The organism is Streptomyces sp. NRRL S-495 (genome assembly GCF_000966955.1).
GTDB lineage: Bacteria > Actinomycetota > Actinomycetes > Streptomycetales > Streptomycetaceae > Kitasatospora > Kitasatospora purpeofusca.
Map to the genome: position 1 here is coordinate 17,170 of NZ_JZWY01000007.1, position 22,592 is coordinate 39,761.

The following is a 22,592-nucleotide window of genomic DNA, read 5'->3' on the forward strand; positions in this document are numbered from 1 at the left end:
TACGCGCGTAACAATCGGCAGTGCCAGAGCCGCGCCTACAGGCGCTCCGGCCCGAACGCGTCGGGCAGGACCTCACTCATCGGCAGCACCCCGGAGGGCAGCTCGACCAGCAGGTCCGGACCGCCGTGCTCGTACAGCAGCTGGCGGCAGCGGCCGCACGGCATCAGCAGCTCGCCCGCCCCGTCCACACAGGTGAACGCGGTCAGCCGGCCGCCGCCGGTCGCGTGCAGCATGGAGACCAGGCCGCACTCGGCGCACAGCGCCAGGCCGTACGAGGCGTTCTCCACATTGCAGCCGGTGACCGTCCGGCCGTCGTCCACCAGGGCGGCGGCGCCGACCGGGAACTTGCTGTACGGCGCGTACGCGTGGCTCATCGCCTCGCGCGCCGCCGCCCGCAGCGCGTCCCAGTCGACCGTCCCGGCCGCCCCGGCCGCGGGCGTCACTTGCCCTGGCCCTTGCGGTAGATCTGACCGTCGGCCTTCGGCGGACGCAGCCGCTGCGAGGCCAGCGCGAGCACCACCAGGGTGATCACGTACGGCGTGGCGACGATCAGCGGACGCTGCACCTCGTCGGTGGTGAAGTACCAGGCGAACAGGCCGCCGGAGACCACCAGCGAGATCAGGGCCGCGGTGTACTTGCGGCGGTACAGGTGCCAGGCCGCCAGCAGCGCCATCGCGATGGCGACCACCAGGATCAGCGCGTGCACCGACTCGGGGTCGCGCAGCTGGAGGCTGTCGGTGAAGCCGAACAGGCCGGCGCCCATGGCGAGGCCGCCCGGCATCCAGTTGCCGAAGATCATCGCCGCGAGGCCGATGAAGCCCCGGCCGTTGGTCTGGCCGTCCTTGTAGAAGTGCGCCGCGACCAGCGAGAGGTACGCGCCGGCGAGGCCCGCGAAGGCGCCGGACATGATGACCGCGAGGTACTTGTACTTGTAGACGTTGACGCCCAGCGACTCGGCCGCGGTCGGGTTCTCGCCGCAGGAGCGCAGCCGCAGGCCGAACACGGTGCGCCAGAGGGCGAAGTAGCTCGCCACGATCAGCGCGCCGGCCAGCAGCACGACCACCGAGATGTTGGTGACCAGACCGCCGAGCACACCGGCGACGTCCGAGACCACGAACCAGTGGTGCGCCTCGATGTCCTTCAGCCCCGAGGAGAGGCCGGGGATGGTGATGTACGGCAGCGGATCGGCCGGCGGGGACTGGTTCGCGCCGGCGCCGGCGGAGATGTAGTCCTTGTAGTAGATCCGGTTGACGTAGGCGCAGATGCCGGGGATCAGCAGGTTGACGCCGACACCGGAGACGATGTGGTCGACGCCGAAGGTCACCGTGATGACGGCGTGCAGCAGACCGCCCAGCGCACCGCCGAGCATGCCGGCCACCAGGCCGAACCACGGGCTGACCAGGTAGCCGCCCCAGGCGCCGCAGAAGGTGCCGGCGACCATCATGCCTTCGAGGCCGATGTTGACCACGCCGGCCCGCTCGGACCAGAGACCGCCCAGACCGGCCATGCCGATCGGCACGGCGGCGCTGAGCGCGGCGGTGACCTGACCGGAGGAGGTCAGCGAGTGGTTGCCGGTGATGACGCCGACGACCGAGAAGAGGACCAGGGCGCCCGCGATCAGCAGCAGCACCACCGGCCAGGACATCTTGCGCTTCTTGGCGGGAGCACCCGGCGCCTTGGCGCGGGCTGCGGTGGCCGTGCTCATGCGGACACCTCCTTCTTCTCGGCGGCCGCGGCGGCCTGGGCGGCGAGCTCCGCGCCGACCTTCTGCTGCTGGCGCTTGAGGCCGTAGCGCCGCACCAGCTCGTAGGCGACGACGACACAGATGACGATGGTGCCCTGCATGACCGGGACGATCTCGAACGGGAAGCCGCCCTGGAGCGGCAGCTGGGCGCCGGTCGCGTCGAGGAAGGCGAACAGCACCGCCGCGAAGGCCATGCCGATCGGGCTGTTGCGGCCGAGCAGGGCGACCGAGATGCCCAGGAAGCCGAGGCCGCCCTGGAAGCTCTGGCCGAAGTTGTACGAGTTCTGCAGCAGCTCGGGCAGGCCGATCAGACCGGCCAGCGCGCCGGAGACCACCATCGAGATGACGATCATGCGCTTGACGTTCACACCGGACGCGGTGGCCGCGGTCTCCGAGCGGCCGGTGGCGCGCAGGTCGAAACCGAAGCGGGTGCGGGTCAGGGTGAACTGGAAGGCGACGCCGACCAGGATCGCGATGAAGAGGAAGCCGTAGAGCGGGCCGCCGTCGGTGTTGATCGCGAAGAAGTGGCTGGACTCCGAGACCGGGGCGGTCTGGATCGCGTTGCCGGTGCCCTTCTTGTCCGGCGCGAAGATGCCCGGAACGAGCAGCAGGCCGACGATGGCGACCGCGATGGCGTTCAGCATGATGGTCGAGATGACCTCGCTGACGCCGCGGAAGACCTTCAGCAGACCGGCGATGCTCGCGTACAGACCGCCGACCAGCATGGCGGTGATCAGCAGCAGCGGGATCTGGATGAACGACGGCAGGTCGAGCTTGCTGCCGACGAAGGCCGCGAACAGCGCGGCGACCTTGTACTGGCCCTCGACACCGATGTTGAAGAGGTTCATCCGGAAGCCGAAGGCGGCGGCCGCGGCGGCCAGGTAGTACGTGGTGGACCGGTTGAGGATGGCCACCTGGCCGTCCGACTTGGTCGCGTACGTGATCATCACGTTCCAGGCGTCGAACGGGTTCTTGCCCGAGGTCGCCAGGAGGACGGAACAGATCACGACGGACAGCAGCACGGCGAGCACCGGTGCTGCGAGGGCGAGGACGATCTTCTCGCCGTCGAACCGCTTCGCCCGCGCGGGCTTGGCGGCGGGGTTGGGACTGGTCATGTGGCTACTCCCCCGCCTGCTGGTCGTCGGCGGTGTCGGTGGGGGCGGTGTCGGTGGGGGCCGCGGACTGCGCCTCGGTGCCCTCGGCCGCCAGGGTGTGCGCCTCGGCGACCGCTTCCGGCTCGGACTCGATGTGGCCCTGGGCGGCACCGGTCATCGCGGTGCCGAGGTCCTCGGCGGTCACGGTGGCCGGGTCGGCGTCGGCGACCAGCCGACCGCGGTAGATCACCCGGATGGTGTCGGAGAGGCCGATCAGCTCGTCCAGGTCGGCCGAGATCAGCAGCACGGCGAGGCCGGCCCGCTGGGCGACCCGGATGTGCTCCCAGATCTGCGCCTGGGCGCCGACGTCCACACCGCGGGTGGGGTGGGCGGCGATGAGCAGCTTGGGCTGGTGGCTCATCTCGCGGCCGATGATCAGCTTCTGCTGGTTGCCGCCGGAGAGGGAGGCCGCGGTGACCTCGATGCCGGGGGTGCGGACGTCGTACTCCTCGACGATCCGCTGGGTGTCCTTGCGGGCGCCGGCCGGGTCGAGCAGCACGCCCTTGGAGTTGGGCCGCTCGGTGACATGGCCGAGGATCCGGTTCTCCCAGAGCGGGGCCTCCAGCAGCAGGCCGTGCCGGTGGCGGTCCTCGGGGATGTAGCCGATGCCGGCCTCGCGGCGGGCCCGGGTGAGGGTGCCGGAGAGGTCCTTGCCGTCCAGGGTGACGGTGCCGCCGTCCAGCGGCAGCATCCCCATGACGGCCTCGACCAGTTCGGCCTGGCCGTTGCCCTCGACCCCGGCGATGCCGAGGATCTCGCCCTTGTGGATGCGCAGCGAGATGTCGTCCAGGACGACGCGCTCGATGCCCTCGGCGTCGGTCTTGGCGATCCGCAGGCCCTCGACGCGCAGCATCTCGTCGGTGGTGACGGTGGACTCGCGGCTCTCCGGGGAGGGCAGCTCGGCGCCGACCATCAGCTCGGCGAGCTGGCGGGCGGTGACGCTCTTCGGGTCCGCGTCGCCGACGGTGGTGCCGCGGCGGATGACGCTGATCGCGTCGGCCACCGAGAGCACCTCGTGCAGCTTGTGCGAGATGAAGATGACGGTGACGCCCTCGGACTTCAGCTCCCGCAGGTTGTCGAACAGGGCGTCGACCTCCTGCGGGACGAGCACGGCGGTGGGCTCGTCGAGGATCAGGATCTTGGCGCCGCGGTAGAGCACCTTGAGGATCTCGACCCGCTGGCGGTCGGCCACGCCGAGGTCCTCGACCAGGGCGTCCGGGCGCACGCCCAGGCCGTACTGGTCGGAGATCTCCTTGATCTTCGCCTTGGCCTTGCCGCCGATGCCGTACAGGTGCTCGCCGCCGAGGACGACGTTCTCCCACACGGTGAGGTTGTCGGCGAGCATGAAGTGCTGGTGCACCATGCCGATGCCGCGCGCGATGGCCTCGCCGGGGGTGTTGAACTCGCACTGCTCGCCGTTGATCGCGATGGTGCCCTCGTCCGGCTTCTGCATGCCGTAGAGGATCTTCATCAGCGTCGACTTGCCGGCGCCGTTCTCGCCCATGAGGGCGTGCACGGTGCCGGTGCGGACGGTGAGGTTGATGTCGTGGTTGGCCACGACGCCGGGGAAGCGCTTGGTGATGCCGCGCAGTTCGACGGCCGGTGTCGCCGTCCCCGCGCTGGGGTTACCGCCCGTGGTCGGGGCGGGGTCGGATGCGGTGATGGCGATCTCCTGGTGGTCTGGAGGCGCGTCGTTGCGCTGGAGGGCCAAAAGCGAAAAGGCTGGGGGGACGGGACGGGGCCCGGGGGTACGCACTGAGCGCACCCTTCCGGGCCCCTCCCTGATGTTGCGTCCATCATCGCGCTGCCGGGCAGGCGGCAGCGGCAGCGACGTCCGGTCGAACCGTGGGCCTTACAGCTTGGACGGGTCGGTCGGGACGGTGATGGCGCCGTTCTTGATGCCGGTGGCGGCCTCGTCGAGCTTGGCCTTGATGTCGTCGATCTTGCCGCCGGTGGTGGCGAGCGAGACACCGTCGACCTTGAGGTCGAAGTTCTTCACACCGGTGAAGACCTGGCCCTTCTTGGCGGACTCGATGTAGGCGAAAACGGCCTTGTCGACGTTCTTGACCATCGAGGTCATGATGCTGTTCTTGTACTTCGCCAGGGCGGGCTGCGCGGCCTGGTCGGAGTCGACACCGATGGCCAGGGCGTTGGCACCGGCGGCGGCCTCGATGGCACCGTTGCCGGAGGAGCCGGCGGCGGTGTAGATGACGTCGGCCTTCTTGTCGAGCTGGCCCTGCGCGGCTTCCTTGCCCTTGTCGGGGGCGGCGAAGCCGGAGAAGTCCGGCGGGGTGGTCAGGTAGGTGACCTCGACCGGGATGTTCGGGTCGACGGACTTGACGCCCGCGCGGTAACCGGCCTCGAACTTCTTGATCAGCTCGGTCTGCACACCGCCGATGAAGCCCACGTGCTTGGTCTTCGTCTTGAGGGCGGCGGCGACACCGGCCAGGTAGGAGCCCTCCTGCTCGGAGAACGTCAGCGAGGTGACGTTGCTCGGCTGGGTGTCGGACGCCGAGTCGATGATCGCGAACTTGGTGTTCGGGTTCTCCTTGGCGACCTTCTCGACGGCCGCCTGGTAGACGAAGCCGACCGCGATGACCGGGTTGTAACCGGCGGTCACCAGGTTCTTGAGACGGGTCTCCTTGTCGGCCTCGGCCTCGCCGGTCTTGGCGTCGGCCTCGGTGACGGCGACACCGAGCTGGGACTTGGCCTGGTCGAGACCGCGGGCGGCGGAGTCGTTGAAGGACTGGTCGCCACGGCCGCCGATGTCGTAGGCCATACCGACCTTCAGCGCACCGTCGGAGGCGCCGGAGGAGGCGGAAGTGTCATTGCTCTTTGCGCCGCAAGCGGCGAGCGAGGCGATGCCCAGGGAACCCGAGAGCACAACCGCAGCGAGCTTAGTAGAACGGCGCAAGGGAATATCTCCTTCTCACACGCACCCGTTTAGCGTGGTCGGACGCCACCGTAACGCGCGTAGAACACGGTTGGGTTACGGGCCGCCGGAGCATTCGGGTTGTTATCAAACCGTGGTCTCACGGTCCACCCGACACCCCTTTCCCCTTCACTGAGGGTGATTGGAACTGGCCCAACCCAGTGTACGTAACCCGAAATAAAGGGAGTATTGCGACAAACCGGACACCCTGTGTGGGTGTCCGGTTCAGGTCGGTACGAGGGAGTGTGTCAGGGCGCCCCGGAATCCGGTGCGCTCAGGGCGTCCCGGGCTCCAGCGCCAGCGCGGCGAACAGCTCCACGCCGACCGCGATCGCCCGCTCGTCCACATCGAAGCGGCCCTGGTGCAGGTCCCGGACGGCGCTGTCGCCGGGGGTGCGCACGCCCAGCCGGGCCAGCGCGCCGGGGGCGTGCTCCAGGTACCAGGAGAAGTCCTCCCCGCCGAGCGACTGCTCGGTGTCCTCCACCGCGGTCGCCCCGGGCCCGCCGAAGCGCGCGGTCATCGCGGCGTCCAGCAGGCCCACCGAGCCCGCCTCGTTGACCACCGGCGGCACGCCCCGGTGGTAGTCCAGCGTCCACTTGGCGCGGTGGGTCTCGGCGAGCCGGGCGATCAGCTCGTGCAGCAGGTCCGGCGCCTCCCGCCAGCCGTCCAGCTCCAGGCAGCGGACGGTGCCCTCGAGTTCGGCGTGCTGCGGGATGACATTGGGCGCGGAACCGGCGGCGATCCGGCCCCAGACCAGCGAGACGCCCCAGCGCGGGTCCATCCGGCGGGCCAGCGCGGCCGGCAGCTCGGCGGCGGTCCTGGCGACCGCGGTGACCAGATCGGTGGTCAGGTGCGGCCGGGCGGTGTGGCCGCCGGGGCCGTCCAGGTGCAGGACCAGGCGGTCGCAGGCCGAGGTGATCGCCCCGACCCGCAGGCCGATCCGGCCCACCTCCACCTTGGGGTCGCAGTGCACGGCGAAGATCCGGCCGACGCCCTCCATGCCGCCGGCCGCGATCACGTCCAGGGCGCCGCCCACGTCCAGGGCGCCGCCGGGCATGACCTCCTCGGCGGGCTGGAACACCAGTCGGACCGGGCGGCGGAGTTCCCCGGTCCGGGCCGCCTCCGCGAGCACCAGCGCGGTGCCGAGCAGCACCGAGGTGTGCACGTCGTGGCCGCAGGCGTGGGCCCGGCCGGGGACGCTCGACCGGTAGGGCACCTCGGTCTTGGCGTCGTCGATCGGCAGGGCGTCGATGTCGGCGCGGAAGGCGAGGAACTCCGCCCCGCGCGGGGCGGACTCGGGAACGATGTCGACGAGCATTCCGGTGCCGCCCGGGAGGATCCGAGGGGCGAGGCCGGCCGCGACCAGACGGTCGCGCAGTCGGCCGGTGGTACGGAACTCCTGGCGGCCCAGCTCCGGGTGCCGGTGCAGGTCCCGCCGGAAGGCGATCAGCTCGGGCTCCAGCTCGCGTACCCGGTCACGGAGACCGGCGGCGGGGCGTGCAGCAGTGAGGGTGACGGCCGACTGGGCGGACTCACGACGGTTCATCTCAACAAGGGTAGGCCCGTTGGGGGGATTTGGCCTGACTTCCCGAGAATCACTGCCCGGATGGGCGCATACCGGCCGCGCCGGTGGGTATGACATCTTGTTTCAGCCGCCTTCCCCATGGTGCCTGCCCAGTGCAACGACCATCGGCGACCGCGGTAACGACGCTCCCGGCCGGGGCGGTTCGCGAACGCTCCGGGCGGCGGCGCCCGGCTCCCGGCAGTTCGAATCCTGGCTCAAAGTGTTCGACCCTGGCCCCGCGGCCCCGCGCCTGCGCCCCTCGTCCGCGGTCTTGAGATGATCGGCCGAACCGACCGGGCTATCCCAGGAGTGGCAATGACCGAGCAGAAGGTGGCCGTCGTCACCGGTGCGAGCAGTGGGATCGGCGCGGCGACCGCCCGCCGGCTCGCCGCCGAGGGCTTCGAGGTGGTGCTGACCGCCCGCCGGACCGACCGGATCGAGGCGCTGGCCAAGGAGATCGGGGGCCGCGCCCACACCCTGGACGTCACCGACCGGGCCGCCGTGGACGCCTTCGCGGCCGGGCTCGGCCGGGTGGACGTCCTGGTGAACAACGCCGGCGGCGCGATCGGCGCGGAGACCGTGGAGCACGGCGACCCGGCCGACTGGCTCGCCATGTACCAGGTCAACGTGCTCGGCGTGCTGCACATGACCCAGGCGCTGCTGCCGGCCCTGCGGGCGAGCGGCGACGGCACGGTCCTGGTGATGTCGTCCACCGCCGCGCTCGCCGCGTACGAGGGCGGCGGCGGCTACGTCGCGGCCAAGCACGCCGCGCACACCATCGCCGCGACGCTCCGGCTGGAGCTGTGCGGGGAGCCGATCCGGGTGATCGAGATCGCCCCGGGCATGGTGAAGTCCGAGGGCTTCGCGGTGACCCGCTTCCGCGGCGACGAGGAGAAGGCCGCCGCCGTGTACGCCGGCGTCGCCGAGCCGCTCGACTCCGAGGACATCGCCGACACCGTGGCCTGGGCCGTCACCCGGCCCCCGCACGTCAACATCGACCTGCTGGTGGTCCGCCCCCGCGCCCAGGCCGCCAACCACAAGGTCCACCGCGAGCTCTGACCCGGCGCCGGGCCGGCGGGCACCGGACTGACGGGCACCGGGCCGGCGGAAGCGGCACCGAAGGCGGTGCGTCGTAGCAGACGAAGAAGGGGAGGGCGCTGACACAAAGGTGTCAACGTCACAACTTGATAGCTCGTTCGGATGAAATCCGCGTGCGCCCTCCCCAACTGATGACGGCTCAACTACCGTTGAGCCGCTGCCGGGCGGGCGTTGGACGCCGTTCCGCAGCCTCATACTTCACCTGCCGTCACCGCCACTTCACCGGCCCCTTCCCGCCCTCACGAGGAGGACCCGCTGGCCAGCGACATTCCGTCACCGAGACTCGACCCCCGGGACGAACCGACCCTCCTCGGGTTGCACCGTTTCAACGAGGCCGACGCCGGAGCCGCGGAGGAGGCCCTGCTCGCCTGCTGCGGCAGTCACCGGTGGGCCCTCCGGCTCACCGCCCACCGGCCCTACCCCGACATAGAGTCCCTGCGCGCCGCCGCCAGCGAGGCCTCGTACGACCTGCGTCCGGCCGACCTGGCCGAGGCGCTGGCGGACGAGAGCTGGATGCCGCAGCCGCTCCTCGGCATGCGCGCACCCGGCAGCCAGGCGGCGCACACCGCGCTGCGGGCGGCCCACGCCGCCTACGAGGCACGGTTCGGCCATGTCTTCGTGGTCTGCCTGGAGGGCATCGACCCCGAGGAGATGCTCGACGCCGTACTCAGCTCGATCCGCACCCGCCTCGCCAACGATCCCGACGAGGAGCGCCTGGTCGCCGCCGACGAGCTGCGCCGGATCGCCCTCACCCGACTGGAGCACCTGGTCGCCACCCATTCGGGGGCCGGGGCCCGCTGATCCCCGCCCCGGGCGCCCTCGGCGCCCGGGGCCTTCAGCTTTTCCGGGCCTTCTGGGCCGCGCGCAGCTTGGCCACCTGGTGCCGGACGACCCGCTCGTCCGGCACCGGGGCCGGCTCGGCGCCGACGCCCACCGTGCTGAACACCACCAGGGCCGGTCCGACCCGCGCCAGGACGGCACGCTGCGCGAGCACCACCGCTCCGGATTCATTCGTGAGGGTGAAACCCGTCGCCGCGTCGGCTCCCTCGGGCGTGGGCGTGTCGTTCCGGCTCAGCCGGTGCCCGGTCCGGGTCACCCCCCGGCTCCGGTCCGCCGGGGGCGGCGACGCGGTCGAGCCGAACTCCGCACACGGACCGAACAGTCCCTCCAGCTCCGCCTGCAGCCGGGCCGCCCGGTCGCCCCGGTAGCCGAGCAGCCCGCCGTACAGGCTCCCCGAGGGGTCGGCGGCCAGGGCCACGCCCAGATCGGTCTCCGCGTACGGCACCGCCGACACCGGCGCCGGGGAGGCGGAGGCCCGGGCGGCCTTCGCCGGGCCCGCCGCCGGCGCCACCGCGTCCAGCAACGGCTGGCAGACCGGCTTGTCGGCGGTCTCCCGGCCGCCGTCCGGGCCGGTCTCGCCGTGGCCGGGGGCGATCACGGTGACGGTGAAGCCGGGCCCCAGCTCGGCATCGGTGACCGCGGCGGCGCGCAGTTCGGCGGCGGACAGCTCCCGGGCCCGGTCGGCCGAGCCGCCCGCCGGGGCGGCGCAGCCGGCGGCGAGCAGCAGCGCCCCGGCCAGCAACGGGGCGGCCAGCAGTGGGGAGGCCGGCAGTGGGGCGGAACGGCGGGACGGACGCGGGACGCGGTGCGGCACGGGGGCCTCGGCGGGGTGTCGGCGGCGAACGGGTGGGCCACCGTAGCGCGACCCGGAGCATTCGCGCGGTCACCCTGCGTCGCGATTCACGCCCCGGTTCCTGTCCGACTAGGCCAGTCGTGCCTGATTGATCACACCTCGGACCCCCGGAGGCGGTTCCCGACGACGCGTCGATAGGATGCTCGCGGCCGGTGGACCGTACCCGGCCGGGCTGACCGACACCGAAGCCGGCCGAGCCCCCAATCGCTTCCGGAGGGTTTTTCCGTGCCGGCTGGAACGCTGTACCGCGGCCGGGAAGGCATGTGGAGCTGGGTGGCTCATCGAGTCACCGGCGTCCTCATCTTCTTCTTCCTGTTCGCCCATGTCCTGGACACCGCACTGGTGCGGGTGTCTCCCGAGGCGTACGACACCGTCATTCAGACGTACAAGACGCCGCTCGTGAACCTGATGGAGTACGGCCTGGTGGCCGCCATCCTGTTCCACGCCCTGAACGGACTGCGCGTCGTCGCCGTCGACTTCTGGTCCAAGGGCCCGAAGTACCAGAAGCAGATGCTCTGGACCGTGGTCGGAGTCTGGGTCGTCCTCATGGCCGGCGCCTTCTACCCGATCCTGCAGCACACGCTGACCTCCTGGTTCGGGAAGTGATCTGAGACATGTCCACGGAAATCTCCGACGCTGTGGTGGTCCCCTCCGCCCAGGCGCACACCGGCAAGGGTCTCGGCACCGGCAACCCGGCCGACGCGTTCGTGATCGAACCGGCCCGGCAGCGGTCGAAGAAGACCCCGCGCCGCACCCGTACCAACTTCGAGATGCTCGCCTGGCTCTTCATGCGCCTGTCCGGCATCGTCCTCGTGGTGCTGATCCTCGGCCACCTGCTGATCATGCTGGTGCTCGACGGCGGCGTCTCCAAGATCGGCTTCGCCTTCGTGGCCGGCCGCTGGGCCTCGCCGTTCTGGCAGGTCTGGGACCTCACCATGCTCTGGCTCGCCATGCTGCACGGCGCCAACGGCATGCGTCAGGTCATCAACGACTACGCCGAGAAGGACTCCACCCGGCTCTGGCTGAAGGGCCTCATGGGTACCGCCACGGTCTTCACCGTGCTGCTCGGCACCCTGGTGATCTTCACCTTCGATCCCAACATCTGAGCCGACAGCATCCACATCGGACATCGGCAGAGGCCAGAGGCGAGTTAACCCCCCATGCAGATTCACCAGTACGACACCGTCATCGTCGGCGCCGGCGGCGCCGGGATGCGCGCCGCCATCGAGTCGACGCAGCGCAGCCGCACCGCGGTCCTGACCAAGCTCTACCCGACCCGGTCCCACACCGGCGCGGCCCAGGGCGGCATGTGCGCCGCCCTGGCCAACGTCGAGGAGGACAACTGGGAGTGGCACACCTTCGACACGGTCAAGGGTGGTGACTACCTGGTCGACCAGGACGCCGCCGAGATCATGTGCAAGGAGGCCATCGACGCGGTCCTCGACCTGGAGAAGATGGGTCTGCCCTTCTCCCGCACCGAGCAGGGCCGGATCGACCAGCGCCGCTTCGGCGGCCACTCGCGCAACCACGGCGAGGCCCCGGTCCGCCGTTCCTGCTACGCGGCCGACCGCACCGGTCACATGATCCTCCAGACGCTGTTCCAGAACTGCGTCAAGCACGGCGTCGAGTTCTTCAACGAGTTCTACGTCCTGGACCTGCTGATCAACGAGGGCCGCACGGCCGGCGTCGTCGCCTACGAGCTGGCCACCGGCGAGATCCACGTCTTCCAGGCCAAGGCCGTCGTGTTCGCCTCCGGCGGCACCGGCAAGATGTTCAAGGTCTCCTCGAACGCCCACACCCTCACCGGTGACGGCCAGGCGGTGGCCTACCGCCGCGGCCTGCCGCTGGAGGACATGGAGTTCCCCCAGTTCCACCCGACGGGCATCTGGCGGATGGGCATCCTGCTCACCGAGGGCGCCCGCGGCGAGGGCGGCATCCTCCGCAACAAGGACGGCGAGCGCTTCATGGAGCGCTACGCCCCCGTCATGAAGGACCTCGCGTCCCGTGACGTCTGCTCCCGCGCGATCTACACCGAGATCCGCGAGGGCCGCGGCTGCGGTCCGGACGGCGACCACGTCTACCTGGACCTGACCCACCTGCCGCCGGAGCAGCTGGACGCCAAGCTCCCGGACATCACCGAGTTCGCCCGCACCTACCTCGGCATCGAGCCCTACACGGACCCGATCCCGATCCAGCCCACCGCGCACTACGCGATGGGCGGCATCCCGACCAACGTCGAGGGTGAGGTGCTGCGCAACAACACCGACGTCGTCCCGGGCCTGTACGCGGCCGGCGAGGTCGCCTGCGTGTCCGTGCACGGCGCCAACCGTCTGGGCACCAACTCGCTGCTGGACATCAACGTCTTCGGCCGTCGCGCCGGCCTCGCCGCCGCGGGCTTCGCCGACGCCAACGAGTTCGTGCCGCTGCCGGAGAACCCGGAGCAGCTGGTCCAGGACCTGGTCGACTCGCTCCGCGAGTCCACCGGCACCGAGTCCGTGGCGCAGATCCGCAAGGAGCTGCAGGAGTCCATGGACGCCAACGCGATGGTGTACCGCACCGGCGCCACCCTGAAGCAGGCGGTCGAGGACATCGCCGCGCTGAAGGAGCGCTACAAGAACGTCTCGATCCAGGACAAGGGCTTCCGCTACAACACGGACCTGCTGGAGGCCATCGAGCTGGGCAACCTGCTCGACCTGGCCGAGGTCCTGGCGGTCTCGGCACTCGCCCGCGAGGAGTCGCGCGGCGGTCACTACCGCGAGGACTTCCCGACCCGTGACGACGTGAAGTTCATGCAGCACACCATGGCGTACCAGGAGGTCGCCGCCGACGGCAGCACCTCCATCCGCCTCGACTACAAGCCGGTCGTCACGACCCGCTACCAGCCGATGGAGCGTAAGTACTGATGAGCACTCCGACCATGGAGAAGCACTCGGCCGCTCTGGACGCGGCCGAGGCCGGCGGTACCAAGCTGATCACCGTCACCGTCCGGATCCGCCGGTTCAACCCGGAGGAGCACCCGGACCCGGTGTGGGTCGACTACCAGCTGGAGATGGACCCGAAGGAGCGCGTCCTGGACGCGCTCAACAAGGTCAAGTGGGAGCAGGACGGCACCCTCACCTACCGCCGTTCCTGTGCCCACGGCATCTGCGGCTCCGACGCCATGCGGATCAACGGCCGCAACCGGCTGGCGTGCAAGACCCTGATCAAGGACGTCAACCCGGAGAAGCCGATCACGATCGAGGCCATCAAGGGCCTGACGGTCCTCAAGGACCTGATCGTGGACATGGACCCGTTCTTCCAGGCGTACAAGGACGTCATGCCGTTCCTCATCACCAAGGGGAACGAGCCGACCCGCGAGCGCCTGCAGTCCGCCGAGGACCGCGAGCGCTTCGACGACACCACCAAGTGCATCCTGTGCGCCGCGTGCACGTCGTCCTGCCCGGTGTTCTGGAACGACGGCCAGTACTTCGGCCCGGCCGCGATCGTCAACGCCCACCGCTTCATCTTCGACTCGCGCGACGAGGGCGCGGAGCAGCGGCTGGAGATCCTCAACGACCGTGAGGGCGTCTGGCGCTGCCGGACCACCTTCAACTGCTCCGAGGCCTGCCCCCGCGGCATCGAGGTCACCAAGGCGATCCAGGAAGTGAAGCGCGCCCTGGTCACCCGCCGCTTCTGATCCCGAGCCCCACGCCGAAGGCCCCCGTCCATTCCGGACGGGGGCCTTCGCGTTGCTCAGCGCAGCAGACCGAGGTCCTTCGGGTCGGTGAGGCCGCGGTAGGTCAGCAGGTGCCGGTCGGCGGTGACGGCCCACAGGTCCGCGGTGCCGTCCCCGTCGAGGTCGCCCTGGCTGTCGAGAGTGGGGTAGGCGTCGACGGTGAAGCCGGTGGCGGCCACGCCCGCCGTCGGGTCGGCCAGGGCGGAGAAGTCGAAGGTGCCGTCGGCCTGCTTGGGCAGCGCGTACACGTGCAGCGCGCCGGTGGCCCGCTCGCGCGCCCACAGGGCGAGGTTCCCGGCGGCGTCGGGGCCGGGGGCGATCAGGTCATAACCGGTCCACAGGCCGCCGGAGGTCAGCCGCCGGGCGTCGAACCAGTGCGCGATCGCCCCGGCGTCCGCGACCCAGAGGTCGCCGTTCTGCAGCGTGAGCATCGCCGGACGGGCCTGGTCGGCGCCGTTAACCGCGCCGAGCAGCACCTGCTGCTGGGCGTCCTGCCAGTCGGTGCCGTAGTCCGGCGGGCAGTCGAAGACGTCGACGCAGTCCGGCCAGTAGACCATCGTCGAGCCCGAGCCGGAGAAGTCCCCGGTGCCGTACTGGTTCTGCAGGCTGTAGACGGTGCCGGTGCCGTTCTCCCGGACGATCAGGTCGTCGGCCGGGGCCATGGTCCAGCCCCGGTGCAGCACCCGGTAGTTGTTCCAGTTCTCGGTCCCCGGGGCCCGGCCGGCCGGGATCACGGACGTCGGGGTGGTGTCGTTCGCCCGGCCACTGATGACCTGGAGGTTGCCGGCGGCGTCCGGGAGCAGGATGTCCGGGACGGCGTCGCCGTCCACGTCGCCCGGGGTGCTCGGCCGGGGGCGCGGGTCCCAGGGGGCGTCGAAGGTGTACACCGTCGGCCCGCTCGTGTTGCCCGCGTTGTCGACAGCCCGGACGGTGAGCGTGTTGGTGCCCCACCGCAGGACTCGCAGGGCGAGGGTGGCGGTGCCGTCGGGGCCGGCCCCGAGCGCGCCGTCGCCGCAGCCGCCGGACACCCCGAGGGTGGTGTTCAGCGCGTACTGGAAGCAGGTGACACCGGAGGGCGTGCCGCCCGTGGGGGCGGGGTCGGTGCCGGTGAGCAGGAAGCTGCCGGTCTCGCCCGCGTACTTGGCCGCGGTGGAACCGGAGCCCGCGGCCGGGAAGTCGGTCGAGGAGACGGCGACCTGGGGAGCGGTCACGTCGGTGTCGGCCACGGCGGCCGGTGCGGCCGGTGCGGCGAACAGACCCGCCGTCAGTGCGATGGTGACGGCGGCGCCGAGTCGTCGGCGGTACGCAGGCTTCATGGAGTACCCCACCCCTCATCGTGGAAGCACGAACGAAGTATCGATCGTGTTCGAGCGATGGGATCCTGCCAGCGCGTCCGCCGGCGGGCAACGGGATAACGCGCTCAGTCGGTGGCCGGTGCGCGGCGGGTGGCGCGGAGGCCGCGGAGGCCGAGGGTGCCGATGGCGAGGCCGAGGGCGAGGGAGGTGAGAGCGAGGAGGAGGTGGACCCAGAAGAAGGCGGTGGGCTGGGAGTGGTCGCCGCCGGTGAAGGCCTGGCCGCCGGAGTCCTTCCAGAGGTTCTTGACGAAGGTGGTCCAGATGACCAGGGACCAGACGCCGAAGGCGGTCAGGAACCAGGAGGTGCGGCGGCTGAGCTTCATGGGGCGGTCCTCGGTGGGGCGGGGAGGTGAAGGCGGTGTGCTTCCCCAGTATGCGCGGGCGTCCGTTCGGCGTACGGCGGCCCCCTCCTGCGGCGGACCGGGGCCCAGGGGCGGACGGCGGGGGTCCCGAGTGGGTACCGTCTCCTGGTGCCCACTAGCTCGAAGCTCGCACGCCTGATCGCCGCGCCCGCCGCGGCCCTTCCGCTCCTGTTCGCCGCCCCGGTGGCCGTCGCGGCCCCGCCCGGGTCGCCGCCGTCGGCCTCGGTCGGGGGCGACCGGATGGGGCTCCCGGGGGTCCAGGTGGATCCGCTGGCGGGCGCCCCGGCGCTGCCGGGGGACCTCACCGGGCAGTCCTGGATAGTCGCCGACGCCGCGTCGGGAGAGGTGCTGGCGGCCAGCAACCCGCATCTGCGGCTCGCCCCGGCCTCCACGCTGAAGATCCTCTTCGCGGACACCGTGCTGCCCAAGTTCGACCGCAACGCCGTGCACCGGGTCGCGGACGAGGAGATCCAGGGGATCGGCGCGGGGAGCAGCCTGGTCGGCATCAAGGAGAACCTGGACTACCGGGTCGAGGACCTCTGGCGCGGGGTGTTCCTGAGTTCGGGGAACGACGCGGTGCACGTCCTCGCGCACATGAACGGCGGCGTGCAGCAGACCGTGGCCGAGATGCAGGCGCGGGCGGAGGCGCTGCAGGCCCGGGACACCCGGGTGGTCTCGCCGGACGGTTACGACGCGGACGGCCAGGTGTCCTCGGCCTACGACCTGACGCTGTTCGCCCGGGCGGGGCTGCGCAACCCGGACTTCCGGAGCTACTGCGCGACCCGCGACGCGGTGTTCCCGGGCGCGGTGGACCGGAACACCGGGCAGCGCGGCAGCTTCGGGATCGCCAACACCGACCGGCTGCTCGGCAAGTACCCGGGCCTGATCGGGGTGAAGAACGGTTTCACCACCAATGCCGGCTCCACCTTCGTCGGTGCCGCCGAACGGGACGGCCGCACCCTGCTGGTGACGGTGATGCACCCGAGCACCTATCAGAAGGTGTACGACGAGACGGCCGCGCTGCTGGACTGGGGCTTCGCCGCGGCCGGCAAGGTGGCCCCGGTCGGGAAGCTGGTGGAGGAGGGCGAGAGCGCCGCGCCGACGCCGACCGGCCAGGCGGGCGGTGCCGCCGGGGTGCCCGCCCCGCCGCCGCACCCCTCGCCGACCGCCACCGACCGGCCCGCGCCGGCGGCCGCCCGGGCGGCGGACTCCGCCGGGGACGGCCTCGGGCCGGTCGGCTGGGTCGTCCTCGGGGTGGTCCTGACGGCGGGCGGCGCGGGTGCCGTACTGCTGCTGAACCGGCGGCGGGCGGCCGCCCGCTGAGCCCGGCCTGCCGGGGCGCCCCGGTCCGGCCTCAGCCCTCCCCGTCCTGGGAGCGCCGGGGCCGGGGCCGGTCCTCCTCCTCGGCCGCCTCCTTCGGGACGGCGGCCCCCTCCTTCGGGACGGCCGCCTCCTCCTCGTCCGCGGCCGCGACCAGCGCGGCAGCGCGCTCGCGGGCCCGCTCCCGGGCCGCCGCCGGGTCGGCGGTCGCCGTCCAGGCCACGCAGTACATCAGCAGCCGGCAGACGAAGTTGATCCACAGCAGCAGCGCCACCGGCACGCCGAAGGCGCCGTAGAGGCTCTTCCCGGCGACCGAGCCGAGGTACGAGGACAGCAGGATCTTCAGCAGCTCGAAGCCGACCGCGCCGATCAGCGCGGCCCGCAGGACGTCCCGCCGGTGCTGGTGCGCGATCCTCGGGAACGGCGCCAGCAGGTAGGCGAAGAGCAGCATGTCGCAGCCGACGGCGATCAGCAGCCCGGCCGCGGTGAGCAGGTAGCCGCCCGAGCCCAGGCCGATCCAGTCGGCGATCCGGCCGGCCAGCGTCGTCCCGGCGGCCGAGGCGCCGAGCGAGACCAGCGAGACCAGGCCGAGGCCGCCGAGGACCAGGAAGTCCCAGCCCTTGCGCAGCAGCGGGTTGCCCTCCTCGTCGGGCAGCTGCCAGATGTCGCGGATCGAGGTCCGCATGGTGTCCACCCAGCCGAGGCCGGAGAGCACCAGCAGGACGCCGCTGACGAGTCCGACCGCCCCCGCGTTGGCCACCAGCGAGGGCAGGTTGAGGGCGTCGGAGATGCCCGGCAGCTGGTCGGAGATCCGCTTCTGGATGTCGTCGACCCGGCTGTCGCTGAGGGTCGCGACGGCGATCGCCAGCGCGACCGTCAGCAGTGGGAAGAGCGCGAGGAAGCCGAAGAAGGTGACCGCGCCGGCCAGGCGGTTGCCGCGCAGCGCGGTGAAGTGCTCGTAGGCGCGGTAGGGGCGGCTGCGCAGCACCCGTGTCACGATCGGGCCGATCACCGGGAGGCGGGTCAGAAAGTCCACCGTCCGGTTATACCGGCCCGTCCCCCGAACGGCCGTCAGGCCCGCCGTCAGACCCGCGGCCAGGCCCACCGTCAGACCGGCCGTCAGGCCCGCCGTCAGCGGCGGACCATCCGGCGGGCCCGGGCCAGCGCGCGGACCGCCTGGTAGGCGGTGTACCGGCCGTGGCCGAGCAGTTCGGTGCGCAGTGCGGACACCCCGCCGGACGCCCGGTAGCCGGCCGGGCGCAGCCGGGCGCAGTGCTCGGCGGCCCGGCGGAAGAACTCCCGGCGGTCGCCGGGCGGGACACGGCCGGGCCGGGAGACCACGGTGTTGAGGTGGTGCAGCATCCGGCCGTAGACCACCGGGCGCCAGCGGTCGAGCTCGGGGCGGTCGTCGAGGAACGCGAAGACCAGGTCGTACTGGCCGAAGACGTCGAAGTGCTTGCGGCTGGCGGTGGCCAGGATGTTGCCGCCCTCCTGGCGCTGCCGGTAGTGGACGCCGACCCGGTCGAGCAGGGTGATGCCGCGGGCGGCGAGCAGCGCCGGGTACGTCCAGGGGGTGTCCTCGTAGTACCCGGCCGGGAAGGTCAGGCCCTGGGCGGTGACGAAGTCGCGGCGGTAGGCCTTGTTCCACACCACCTGAAGCAGTTCGAGCAGCTCGGGGCGCTCGGCGAGGTCGAAGACCTCCCGGGAGGGGGCGCCGAAGACCTTGGCGGAGGCGGCCCGGACGGTCCGGCCGTCCGCGTAGGTGCGGGCGTAGTCGTAGACCAGGACGTCCGGGTCGCCGACGGCCCGCAGCCGGTCGTCGACGGCCGTCAGCAGACCGGGGGTCAGGGTGTCGTCGCTGTCGAGGAAGAGCACGTAGTCGCCGGTGGCGACGGCGAGGCCGGCGTTGCGGGCCCGGCCGAGGCCGACGTTCTCCGGCAGGTGCAGCACCCGCACCCGGGGGTCCTCGGCGGCGGCCGTGTCGAGCAGCGCGCCGCAGCCGTCCGGGGAGCGGTCGTCCACCGCGATCAGCTCGATCTCCGGACCGTCCTGGCCGAGCACCGAGGCGAGGCACTCGGCGAGGTACTCCTCGACCCGGTAGACCGGGACGATCACACTGAAGCGGGGCATGGCCCCAGGGTAGTGGGCCTGCGCAGGGGCCCCCGGACGGCCCCCGGCGGGGCCATGGGCCGGGGGTAGGATCGACGCGCACGTACGCACCGAATCAAAGTGCGGTCAGACCCCGAGGGGGCTGCCACGCTCCTTCCCGAGAAAGGCCTGCGTAGCCGATGGCTCCCCGCCTCTCCATCGTCGTCCCGATCTACAACGTCGAGCGCTACCTCGTGGAATGCCTCGACTCGATCGCCGCCCAGACCTTCACGGACTTCGAGTGCGTCATGGTCGACGACGGTTCGAAGGACGACAGCGCCGCCCTCGCCGAGGCGTACGCCGCCAAGGACTCCCGGTTCCGGCTGGTCCGGCAGGTCAACAAGGGCCTCGGCGCGGCCCGCAACACCGGCATCCGGCACATCGACCCGGACGCCGAGTTCCTGTGCTTCGTCGACAGCGACGACTCGATGCCGCCCAGTGCGTACGAGCTGATGATCAACACGCTGGACGAGACCGGCTCGGACTTCGCCACCGGCAACGTGCTGCGCTTCCGCGCGATCGGCTACTACCAGTCCGGCGGCCACAGCCGCCCGTTCGCCAAGACCGTGCTCAAGACGCACATCACCGAGATCCCCTCGCTGGTCACCGACCGCACCGCGTGGAACAAGGTGTACCGCCGCTCCTTCTTCGACGCGGCCGGGATCATCTACCCCGAGGGCATCCTGTACGAGGACGCCCCGGTCAGCGTGCCGCACCACTACCTCGCCAAGAGCGTGGACGTGCTCTCCGAGCCGATCTACCACTGGCGCGAGCGCGAGGTCGGCGAGATGTCGATCACCCAGATGCGCACCAACCCCAAGGGCCTGGTCGACCGGGTCGCCTCGGTCGAGCTGGTCCGCGCCTGGCTGCGGAAGCAGACCGAGCCGCGTTTCGCCGAGTACCTGAAGACCTACGACGAGAACACCCTCGTCGAAGAGATCCCGATGTTCTTCTGGTCCGTCGTGGACGGCGACAAGGAGTACCGGGACGCGTACATCACCAGCGTCAGCCGGTTGCTGCGGGCGATCGGCCCCGAGCAGGTCAAGAAGCTGCGCGCGCCGCTGCGGCTGAAGTACCACCTGACCCTGCAGGGCCGGATCGACGAGTTCGTCGAGCAGATCAAGTACGAGGGCGAGAGCAACGGCGGTGTCGTCGCCAAGGGCCTGCTGCGCCCGTACGCCGACTACCCGTTCCTGCGCGGCGGTCGCAAGAGCGTGCCGGCCGGCCTGCTCAGCCTGCGCAACTCCACCGTCATCCGCAGCCGGCTCTACGACGCGCGCTGGGAGGCCGGCCGGCTGCGGCTGACCGGGCACGCGTACCCGGAGCAGCTGGGCGCGGCCAACAAGCACGACATGGTGCGCACCCTGGTGCTGCGCGAGGCCAAGGGCCGCCGGGTCATCGCCGTGCCGATGAAGACCCAGTACAGCCCCGAGGCCACCGCCACCAACCACCACGACCTCTACAACTGCGACTGGGCCGGCTTCACCGTCGCGCTCGACCCGGAGAAGCTCAAGCACCGCGGCCAGTGGAAGGACGGCAACTGGCGCGTCCTGGTCGCCGGCGCGGGCAAGGGCGGCGTCTACAAGGGCCGGGTCTGGGCCGGCTGGGCGGACACCGCGCTCTACCAGCCCTCGCACTGGGTCGAGCCGGACGTGCGGATCGTCCCGTTCGTCCGCGACGGCAGCGTCTACCTGCGGGTGGAGAACGCCAAGGTCCGGGTGACCGGGCTGGCCGCGAACGGCGACACGGTCGAGGTGTCCGGCGCCGCCCGCTCCGGCGTCCGGCTGGCCGGGGCCCGGCTGCGGATGACCCATGTGGAGTCCGAGCGCGAGCTGACCTTCCCGGTGGCCACCGGCTCCTCGGTCGGCAGCCTCCAGCAGTTCCACGCCGCCGTGCCGATCGCCGAGCTGACCGAGGTCCGGGAGTCCTGGGCCGAGCTGGACCCGATCGCCGAGGAGCGCGCCCGCGACCGCTGGGACACCACCCTGGAGCTGGCCGACGGCACCACCGTCCCGCTCGTCTGGGACGACCGGAACGCGCCGGAGCAGCTCAACCTGGTGCTGAACCCCGACGCCGAGCCCGAGCAGCGGCGCGCCCTCTACTCCAAGCCCTCCCCGGGCGGCTACCTGCAGTTCCTGGACCAGCTGCTGCAGCCGGTCGTACACGAGGTGACCGCGCGCGGCGCGGACGGCTTCCTGCTCAGCGGCACCTTCCCGCTGCCCGGCACCCACCGCTGGGAGCTGGTCGTGCGCCACCACTGGGGCGAGGAGCAGCACGTCTACCCGGTGGAGATCGCGGACGGCCGGTTCCGGACCGCGCTGCCGGCCGTGCCGACCGCGACCTTCGCGGGCAACGTGCCGCTGGCCCAGGGCGGCTGGAACGTCTCGTTCCGCCCGGTCGGCGCCGTCTTCCACCCGGACATGGCCTCGTACGCGCTGATCGCGCCCGAGTGCTGGAACGCGCTGCCGCTGGAGGTGGAGGCCCGCGGCAAGCGGATCGTGCTGGAGCGGCGCCACCACGACGGCCTGCAGCTGGAGTCCGAGAACATACTGCATCCGGACGAGCGCAGCGGCTGGCGCCAGCGCAAGCTGCGGACGGCCGACTACCCGGCCGCCCGCCGGCTGCCGCTGCGCGACACGGTGCTCTACAACGTGGCGCTCGGCGGCCTCTACTCGGACTCGCCGCGGGCGATCCACGAGGAGCTGGTGCGCCGCGACCTGCCGCTGGAGCACCTGTGGGGCACCGACGACCTGCAGGCGGACCTGCCGCAGTCGGCGGGCTCGGTCCGGCTCTGGAGCCCGGAGTGGTTCGAGACCCTGGCCACCGCGAAGTACATCGTCACCAGCGCGCACCTGCCGGACTTCTTCGTCCGCCGGCCCGGCCAGATCGTGCTGCAGACCTGGCACGGCTCGCCGCTGAAGCAGATCGGCCACGACTTCGAGAAGGTCTGGTTCACCGACGCGCACTACCTGAAGGGCCTCGCCAAGGAGGTCCCGAACTGGAGCCTGCTGCTGGCCGGCAGCACCTGGGCCGCCCCGGTGCTGCGCCGCGCCTTCGACTTCAAGGGCGAGATCCTGGAGAGCGGCCTGCCGCGCAACGACGTGTTCTTCGCCGCCGACAAGGAGAAGACCGCCGAGCGGGTGCGCGAGCGGCTCGGCCTGCCCGAGGGCAAGAAGGTCGTGCTGTACGCGCCGACCTGGCGCGAGGACCGGCGCCGCCACTACGGCGGCTACCAGCTGCACCTCCAGCTGGACCTGGAGGCGGCGCAGGCCGCGCTGGGCGACGACCAGGTGCTGCTGGTCCGCCGGCACGCCAATGTCCGCGAGCAGATCCCGGCCGCCGGCAACGGCTACGTCTGGGACGTCAGCAGCTACCCGGACATGGGCGAACTGCTGCTGGCCGCGGACGTGCTGGTGACCGACTACACGGCGGCGACCTTCGACTTCGCCGTGACCGGCAAGCCGATCCTGTTCTTCACCTACGACCTGGCGCACTACCGCGACAACC

19 protein-coding genes are annotated in these 22,592 nt (G+C 71.4%); 8 read left to right on the forward strand and 11 right to left on the reverse strand.

The genetic code is table 11. From position 1 onward, the window contains the following. Nucleotides 1-35: 35 nt before the first annotated feature. The 6 genes from VR45_RS48205 to VR45_RS00840 form a co-directional block, all read right to left on the reverse strand. The gene (locus tag VR45_RS48205) at nucleotides 36-443 is read right to left on the reverse strand and encodes a cytidine deaminase (RefSeq protein ID WP_286163018.1); all 408 of its coding nucleotides are present in this window, start codon (nucleotides 441-443) and stop codon (nucleotides 36-38) included. Next, the gene (locus VR45_RS48210) at nucleotides 440-1,705 is read right to left on the reverse strand and encodes an ABC transporter permease (protein WP_045937723.1); all 1,266 of its coding nucleotides are present in this window, start codon (nucleotides 1,703-1,705) and stop codon (nucleotides 440-442) included. Before VR45_RS48210 ends, VR45_RS48205 begins: the two co-directional genes overlap by 4 nt. After that, nucleotides 1,702-2,859, reverse strand: a complete 1,158-nt coding sequence (locus tag VR45_RS00825; protein ID WP_045937724.1) for an ABC transporter permease — start codon at nucleotides 2,857-2,859, stop codon at nucleotides 1,702-1,704. Before VR45_RS00825 ends, VR45_RS48210 begins: the two co-directional genes overlap by 4 nt. 4 nt (nucleotides 2,860-2,863) lie before the next feature. Further along, nucleotides 2,864-4,489, reverse strand: a complete 1,626-nt coding sequence (locus tag VR45_RS00830; RefSeq protein ID WP_045937741.1) for an ABC transporter ATP-binding protein — start codon at nucleotides 4,487-4,489, stop codon at nucleotides 2,864-2,866. A 261-nt stretch (nucleotides 4,490-4,750) separates the two neighbouring features. Next, nucleotides 4,751-5,812: a BMP family ABC transporter substrate-binding protein gene (locus VR45_RS00835; protein WP_045937725.1), complete on the reverse strand. Its 1,062-nt coding sequence runs from the start codon at nucleotides 5,810-5,812 to the stop codon at nucleotides 4,751-4,753. A 292-nt stretch (nucleotides 5,813-6,104) separates the two neighbouring features. Continuing rightward, the gene (locus tag VR45_RS00840; protein WP_045937726.1) at nucleotides 6,105-7,376 is read right to left on the reverse strand and encodes an amidohydrolase; all 1,272 of its coding nucleotides are present in this window, start codon (nucleotides 7,374-7,376) and stop codon (nucleotides 6,105-6,107) included. Between the two features lie 333 nt (nucleotides 7,377-7,709). Here VR45_RS00840 and VR45_RS00845 point away from each other — a divergent pair, with 333 nt between their 5' ends. Then, on the forward strand, nucleotides 7,710-8,453 hold the full coding sequence (locus VR45_RS00845; RefSeq protein ID WP_043468366.1) for an SDR family oxidoreductase: 744 nt from the start codon (nucleotides 7,710-7,712) through the stop codon (nucleotides 8,451-8,453). A 354-nt stretch (nucleotides 8,454-8,807) separates the two neighbouring features. Then, nucleotides 8,808-9,293 (forward strand): 2-oxo-4-hydroxy-4-carboxy-5-ureidoimidazoline decarboxylase, encoded by a 486-nt coding sequence (locus tag VR45_RS00850; RefSeq protein WP_052708736.1) that lies wholly within the window; start codon nucleotides 8,808-8,810, stop codon nucleotides 9,291-9,293. Between the two features lie 34 nt (nucleotides 9,294-9,327). Here VR45_RS00850 and VR45_RS00855 read toward each other — a convergent pair whose 3' ends face one another. Then, nucleotides 9,328-10,146: a hypothetical protein gene (locus VR45_RS00855; protein WP_045937727.1), complete on the reverse strand. Its 819-nt coding sequence runs from the start codon at nucleotides 10,144-10,146 to the stop codon at nucleotides 9,328-9,330. Nucleotides 10,147-10,410: 264 nt separating this feature from the next. On the opposite strand from VR45_RS00855, the gene sdhC reads away from it, so the two are divergent. From sdhC to VR45_RS00875, 4 genes are read left to right on the forward strand one after another with little or no spacing between them, the layout of a single operon-like run. Continuing rightward, a complete protein-coding gene (gene sdhC / locus VR45_RS00860) occupies nucleotides 10,411-10,791 on the forward strand; it encodes a succinate dehydrogenase, cytochrome b556 subunit (protein ID WP_037779669.1) in 381 nt (126 codons plus the stop codon). Nucleotides 10,792-10,799: 8 nt separating this feature from the next. Then, nucleotides 10,800-11,291: a succinate dehydrogenase hydrophobic membrane anchor subunit gene (locus VR45_RS00865; protein WP_045937728.1), complete on the forward strand. Its 492-nt coding sequence runs from the start codon at nucleotides 10,800-10,802 to the stop codon at nucleotides 11,289-11,291. Nucleotides 11,292-11,345: 54 nt separating this feature from the next. Continuing rightward, on the forward strand, nucleotides 11,346-13,088 hold the full coding sequence (sdhA, locus tag VR45_RS00870; protein WP_045937729.1) for a succinate dehydrogenase flavoprotein subunit: 1,743 nt from the start codon (nucleotides 11,346-11,348) through the stop codon (nucleotides 13,086-13,088). Continuing rightward, the gene (locus VR45_RS00875; protein ID WP_045937730.1) at nucleotides 13,088-13,861 is read left to right on the forward strand and encodes a succinate dehydrogenase iron-sulfur subunit; all 774 of its coding nucleotides are present in this window, start codon (nucleotides 13,088-13,090) and stop codon (nucleotides 13,859-13,861) included. Before sdhA ends, VR45_RS00875 begins: the two co-directional genes overlap by 1 nt. Before the next feature lie 56 nt (nucleotides 13,862-13,917). On the opposite strand, the gene VR45_RS00880 is transcribed toward VR45_RS00875, so the two are convergent. Together VR45_RS00880 and VR45_RS00885 are read right to left on the reverse strand one after the other, a co-directional pair. Beyond that, a complete protein-coding gene (locus tag VR45_RS00880) occupies nucleotides 13,918-15,216 on the reverse strand; it encodes a hypothetical protein (protein ID WP_045937731.1) in 1,299 nt (432 codons plus the stop codon). A 104-nt stretch (nucleotides 15,217-15,320) separates the two neighbouring features. Next, a complete protein-coding gene (locus tag VR45_RS00885; RefSeq protein WP_045937732.1) occupies nucleotides 15,321-15,578 on the reverse strand; it encodes an SCO4848 family membrane protein in 258 nt (85 codons plus the stop codon). A gap of 147 nt (nucleotides 15,579-15,725) precedes the next feature. Here VR45_RS00885 and VR45_RS00890 point away from each other — a divergent pair, with 147 nt between their 5' ends. Next, the gene (locus VR45_RS00890; RefSeq protein ID WP_052708738.1) at nucleotides 15,726-16,940 is read left to right on the forward strand and encodes a D-alanyl-D-alanine carboxypeptidase family protein; all 1,215 of its coding nucleotides are present in this window, start codon (nucleotides 15,726-15,728) and stop codon (nucleotides 16,938-16,940) included. A 31-nt stretch (nucleotides 16,941-16,971) separates the two neighbouring features. Here VR45_RS00890 and VR45_RS00895 read toward each other — a convergent pair whose 3' ends face one another. Next, nucleotides 16,972-17,973, reverse strand: coding sequence for a YihY/virulence factor BrkB family protein (locus VR45_RS00895; RefSeq protein ID WP_045937733.1), 1,002 nt, complete (start codon nucleotides 17,971-17,973; stop codon nucleotides 16,972-16,974). A gap of 95 nt (nucleotides 17,974-18,068) precedes the next feature. Then, nucleotides 18,069-19,067: a glycosyltransferase family 2 protein gene (locus VR45_RS00900; protein ID WP_045937744.1), complete on the reverse strand. Its 999-nt coding sequence runs from the start codon at nucleotides 19,065-19,067 to the stop codon at nucleotides 18,069-18,071. Between the two features lie 158 nt (nucleotides 19,068-19,225). Between VR45_RS00900 and VR45_RS00905 the strand changes: the two genes are divergently transcribed. After that, the coding region (locus tag VR45_RS00905; protein ID WP_045937734.1) for a CDP-glycerol glycerophosphotransferase family protein at nucleotides 19,226-22,592 on the forward strand (3,367 nt) is incomplete at its 3' end.

What these genes read in the sequence shown, in the direction of transcription:
- VR45_RS48210 (WP_045937723.1), bottom strand. Translation starts at nt 1,705, where the DNA reads ATGAGCACGGCCACCGCAGCCCGCGCCAAGGCGCCGGGTGCTCCCGCC.
- VR45_RS00825 (WP_045937724.1), bottom strand. Translation starts at nt 2,859, where the DNA reads ATGACCAGTCCCAACCCCGCCGCCAAGCCCGCGCGGGCGAAGCGGTTC.
- VR45_RS00840 (WP_045937726.1), bottom strand. Translation starts at nt 7,376, where the DNA reads ATGAACCGTCGTGAGTCCGCCCAGTCGGCCGTCACCCTCACTGCTGCA.
- VR45_RS00845 (WP_043468366.1), top strand. Translation starts at nt 7,710, where the DNA reads ATGACCGAGCAGAAGGTGGCCGTCGTCACCGGTGCGAGCAGTGGGATC.
- VR45_RS00865 (WP_045937728.1), top strand. Translation starts at nt 10,800, where the DNA reads ATGTCCACGGAAATCTCCGACGCTGTGGTGGTCCCCTCCGCCCAGGCG.
- sdhA (WP_045937729.1), top strand. Translation starts at nt 11,346, where the DNA reads ATGCAGATTCACCAGTACGACACCGTCATCGTCGGCGCCGGCGGCGCC.
- VR45_RS00875 (WP_045937730.1), top strand. Translation starts at nt 13,088, where the DNA reads ATGAGCACTCCGACCATGGAGAAGCACTCGGCCGCTCTGGACGCGGCC.
- VR45_RS00880 (WP_045937731.1), bottom strand. Translation starts at nt 15,216, where the DNA reads ATGAAGCCTGCGTACCGCCGACGACTCGGCGCCGCCGTCACCATCGCA.
- VR45_RS00885 (WP_045937732.1), bottom strand. Translation starts at nt 15,578, where the DNA reads ATGAAGCTCAGCCGCCGCACCTCCTGGTTCCTGACCGCCTTCGGCGTC.
- VR45_RS00900 (WP_045937744.1), bottom strand. Translation starts at nt 19,067, where the DNA reads ATGCCCCGCTTCAGTGTGATCGTCCCGGTCTACCGGGTCGAGGAGTAC.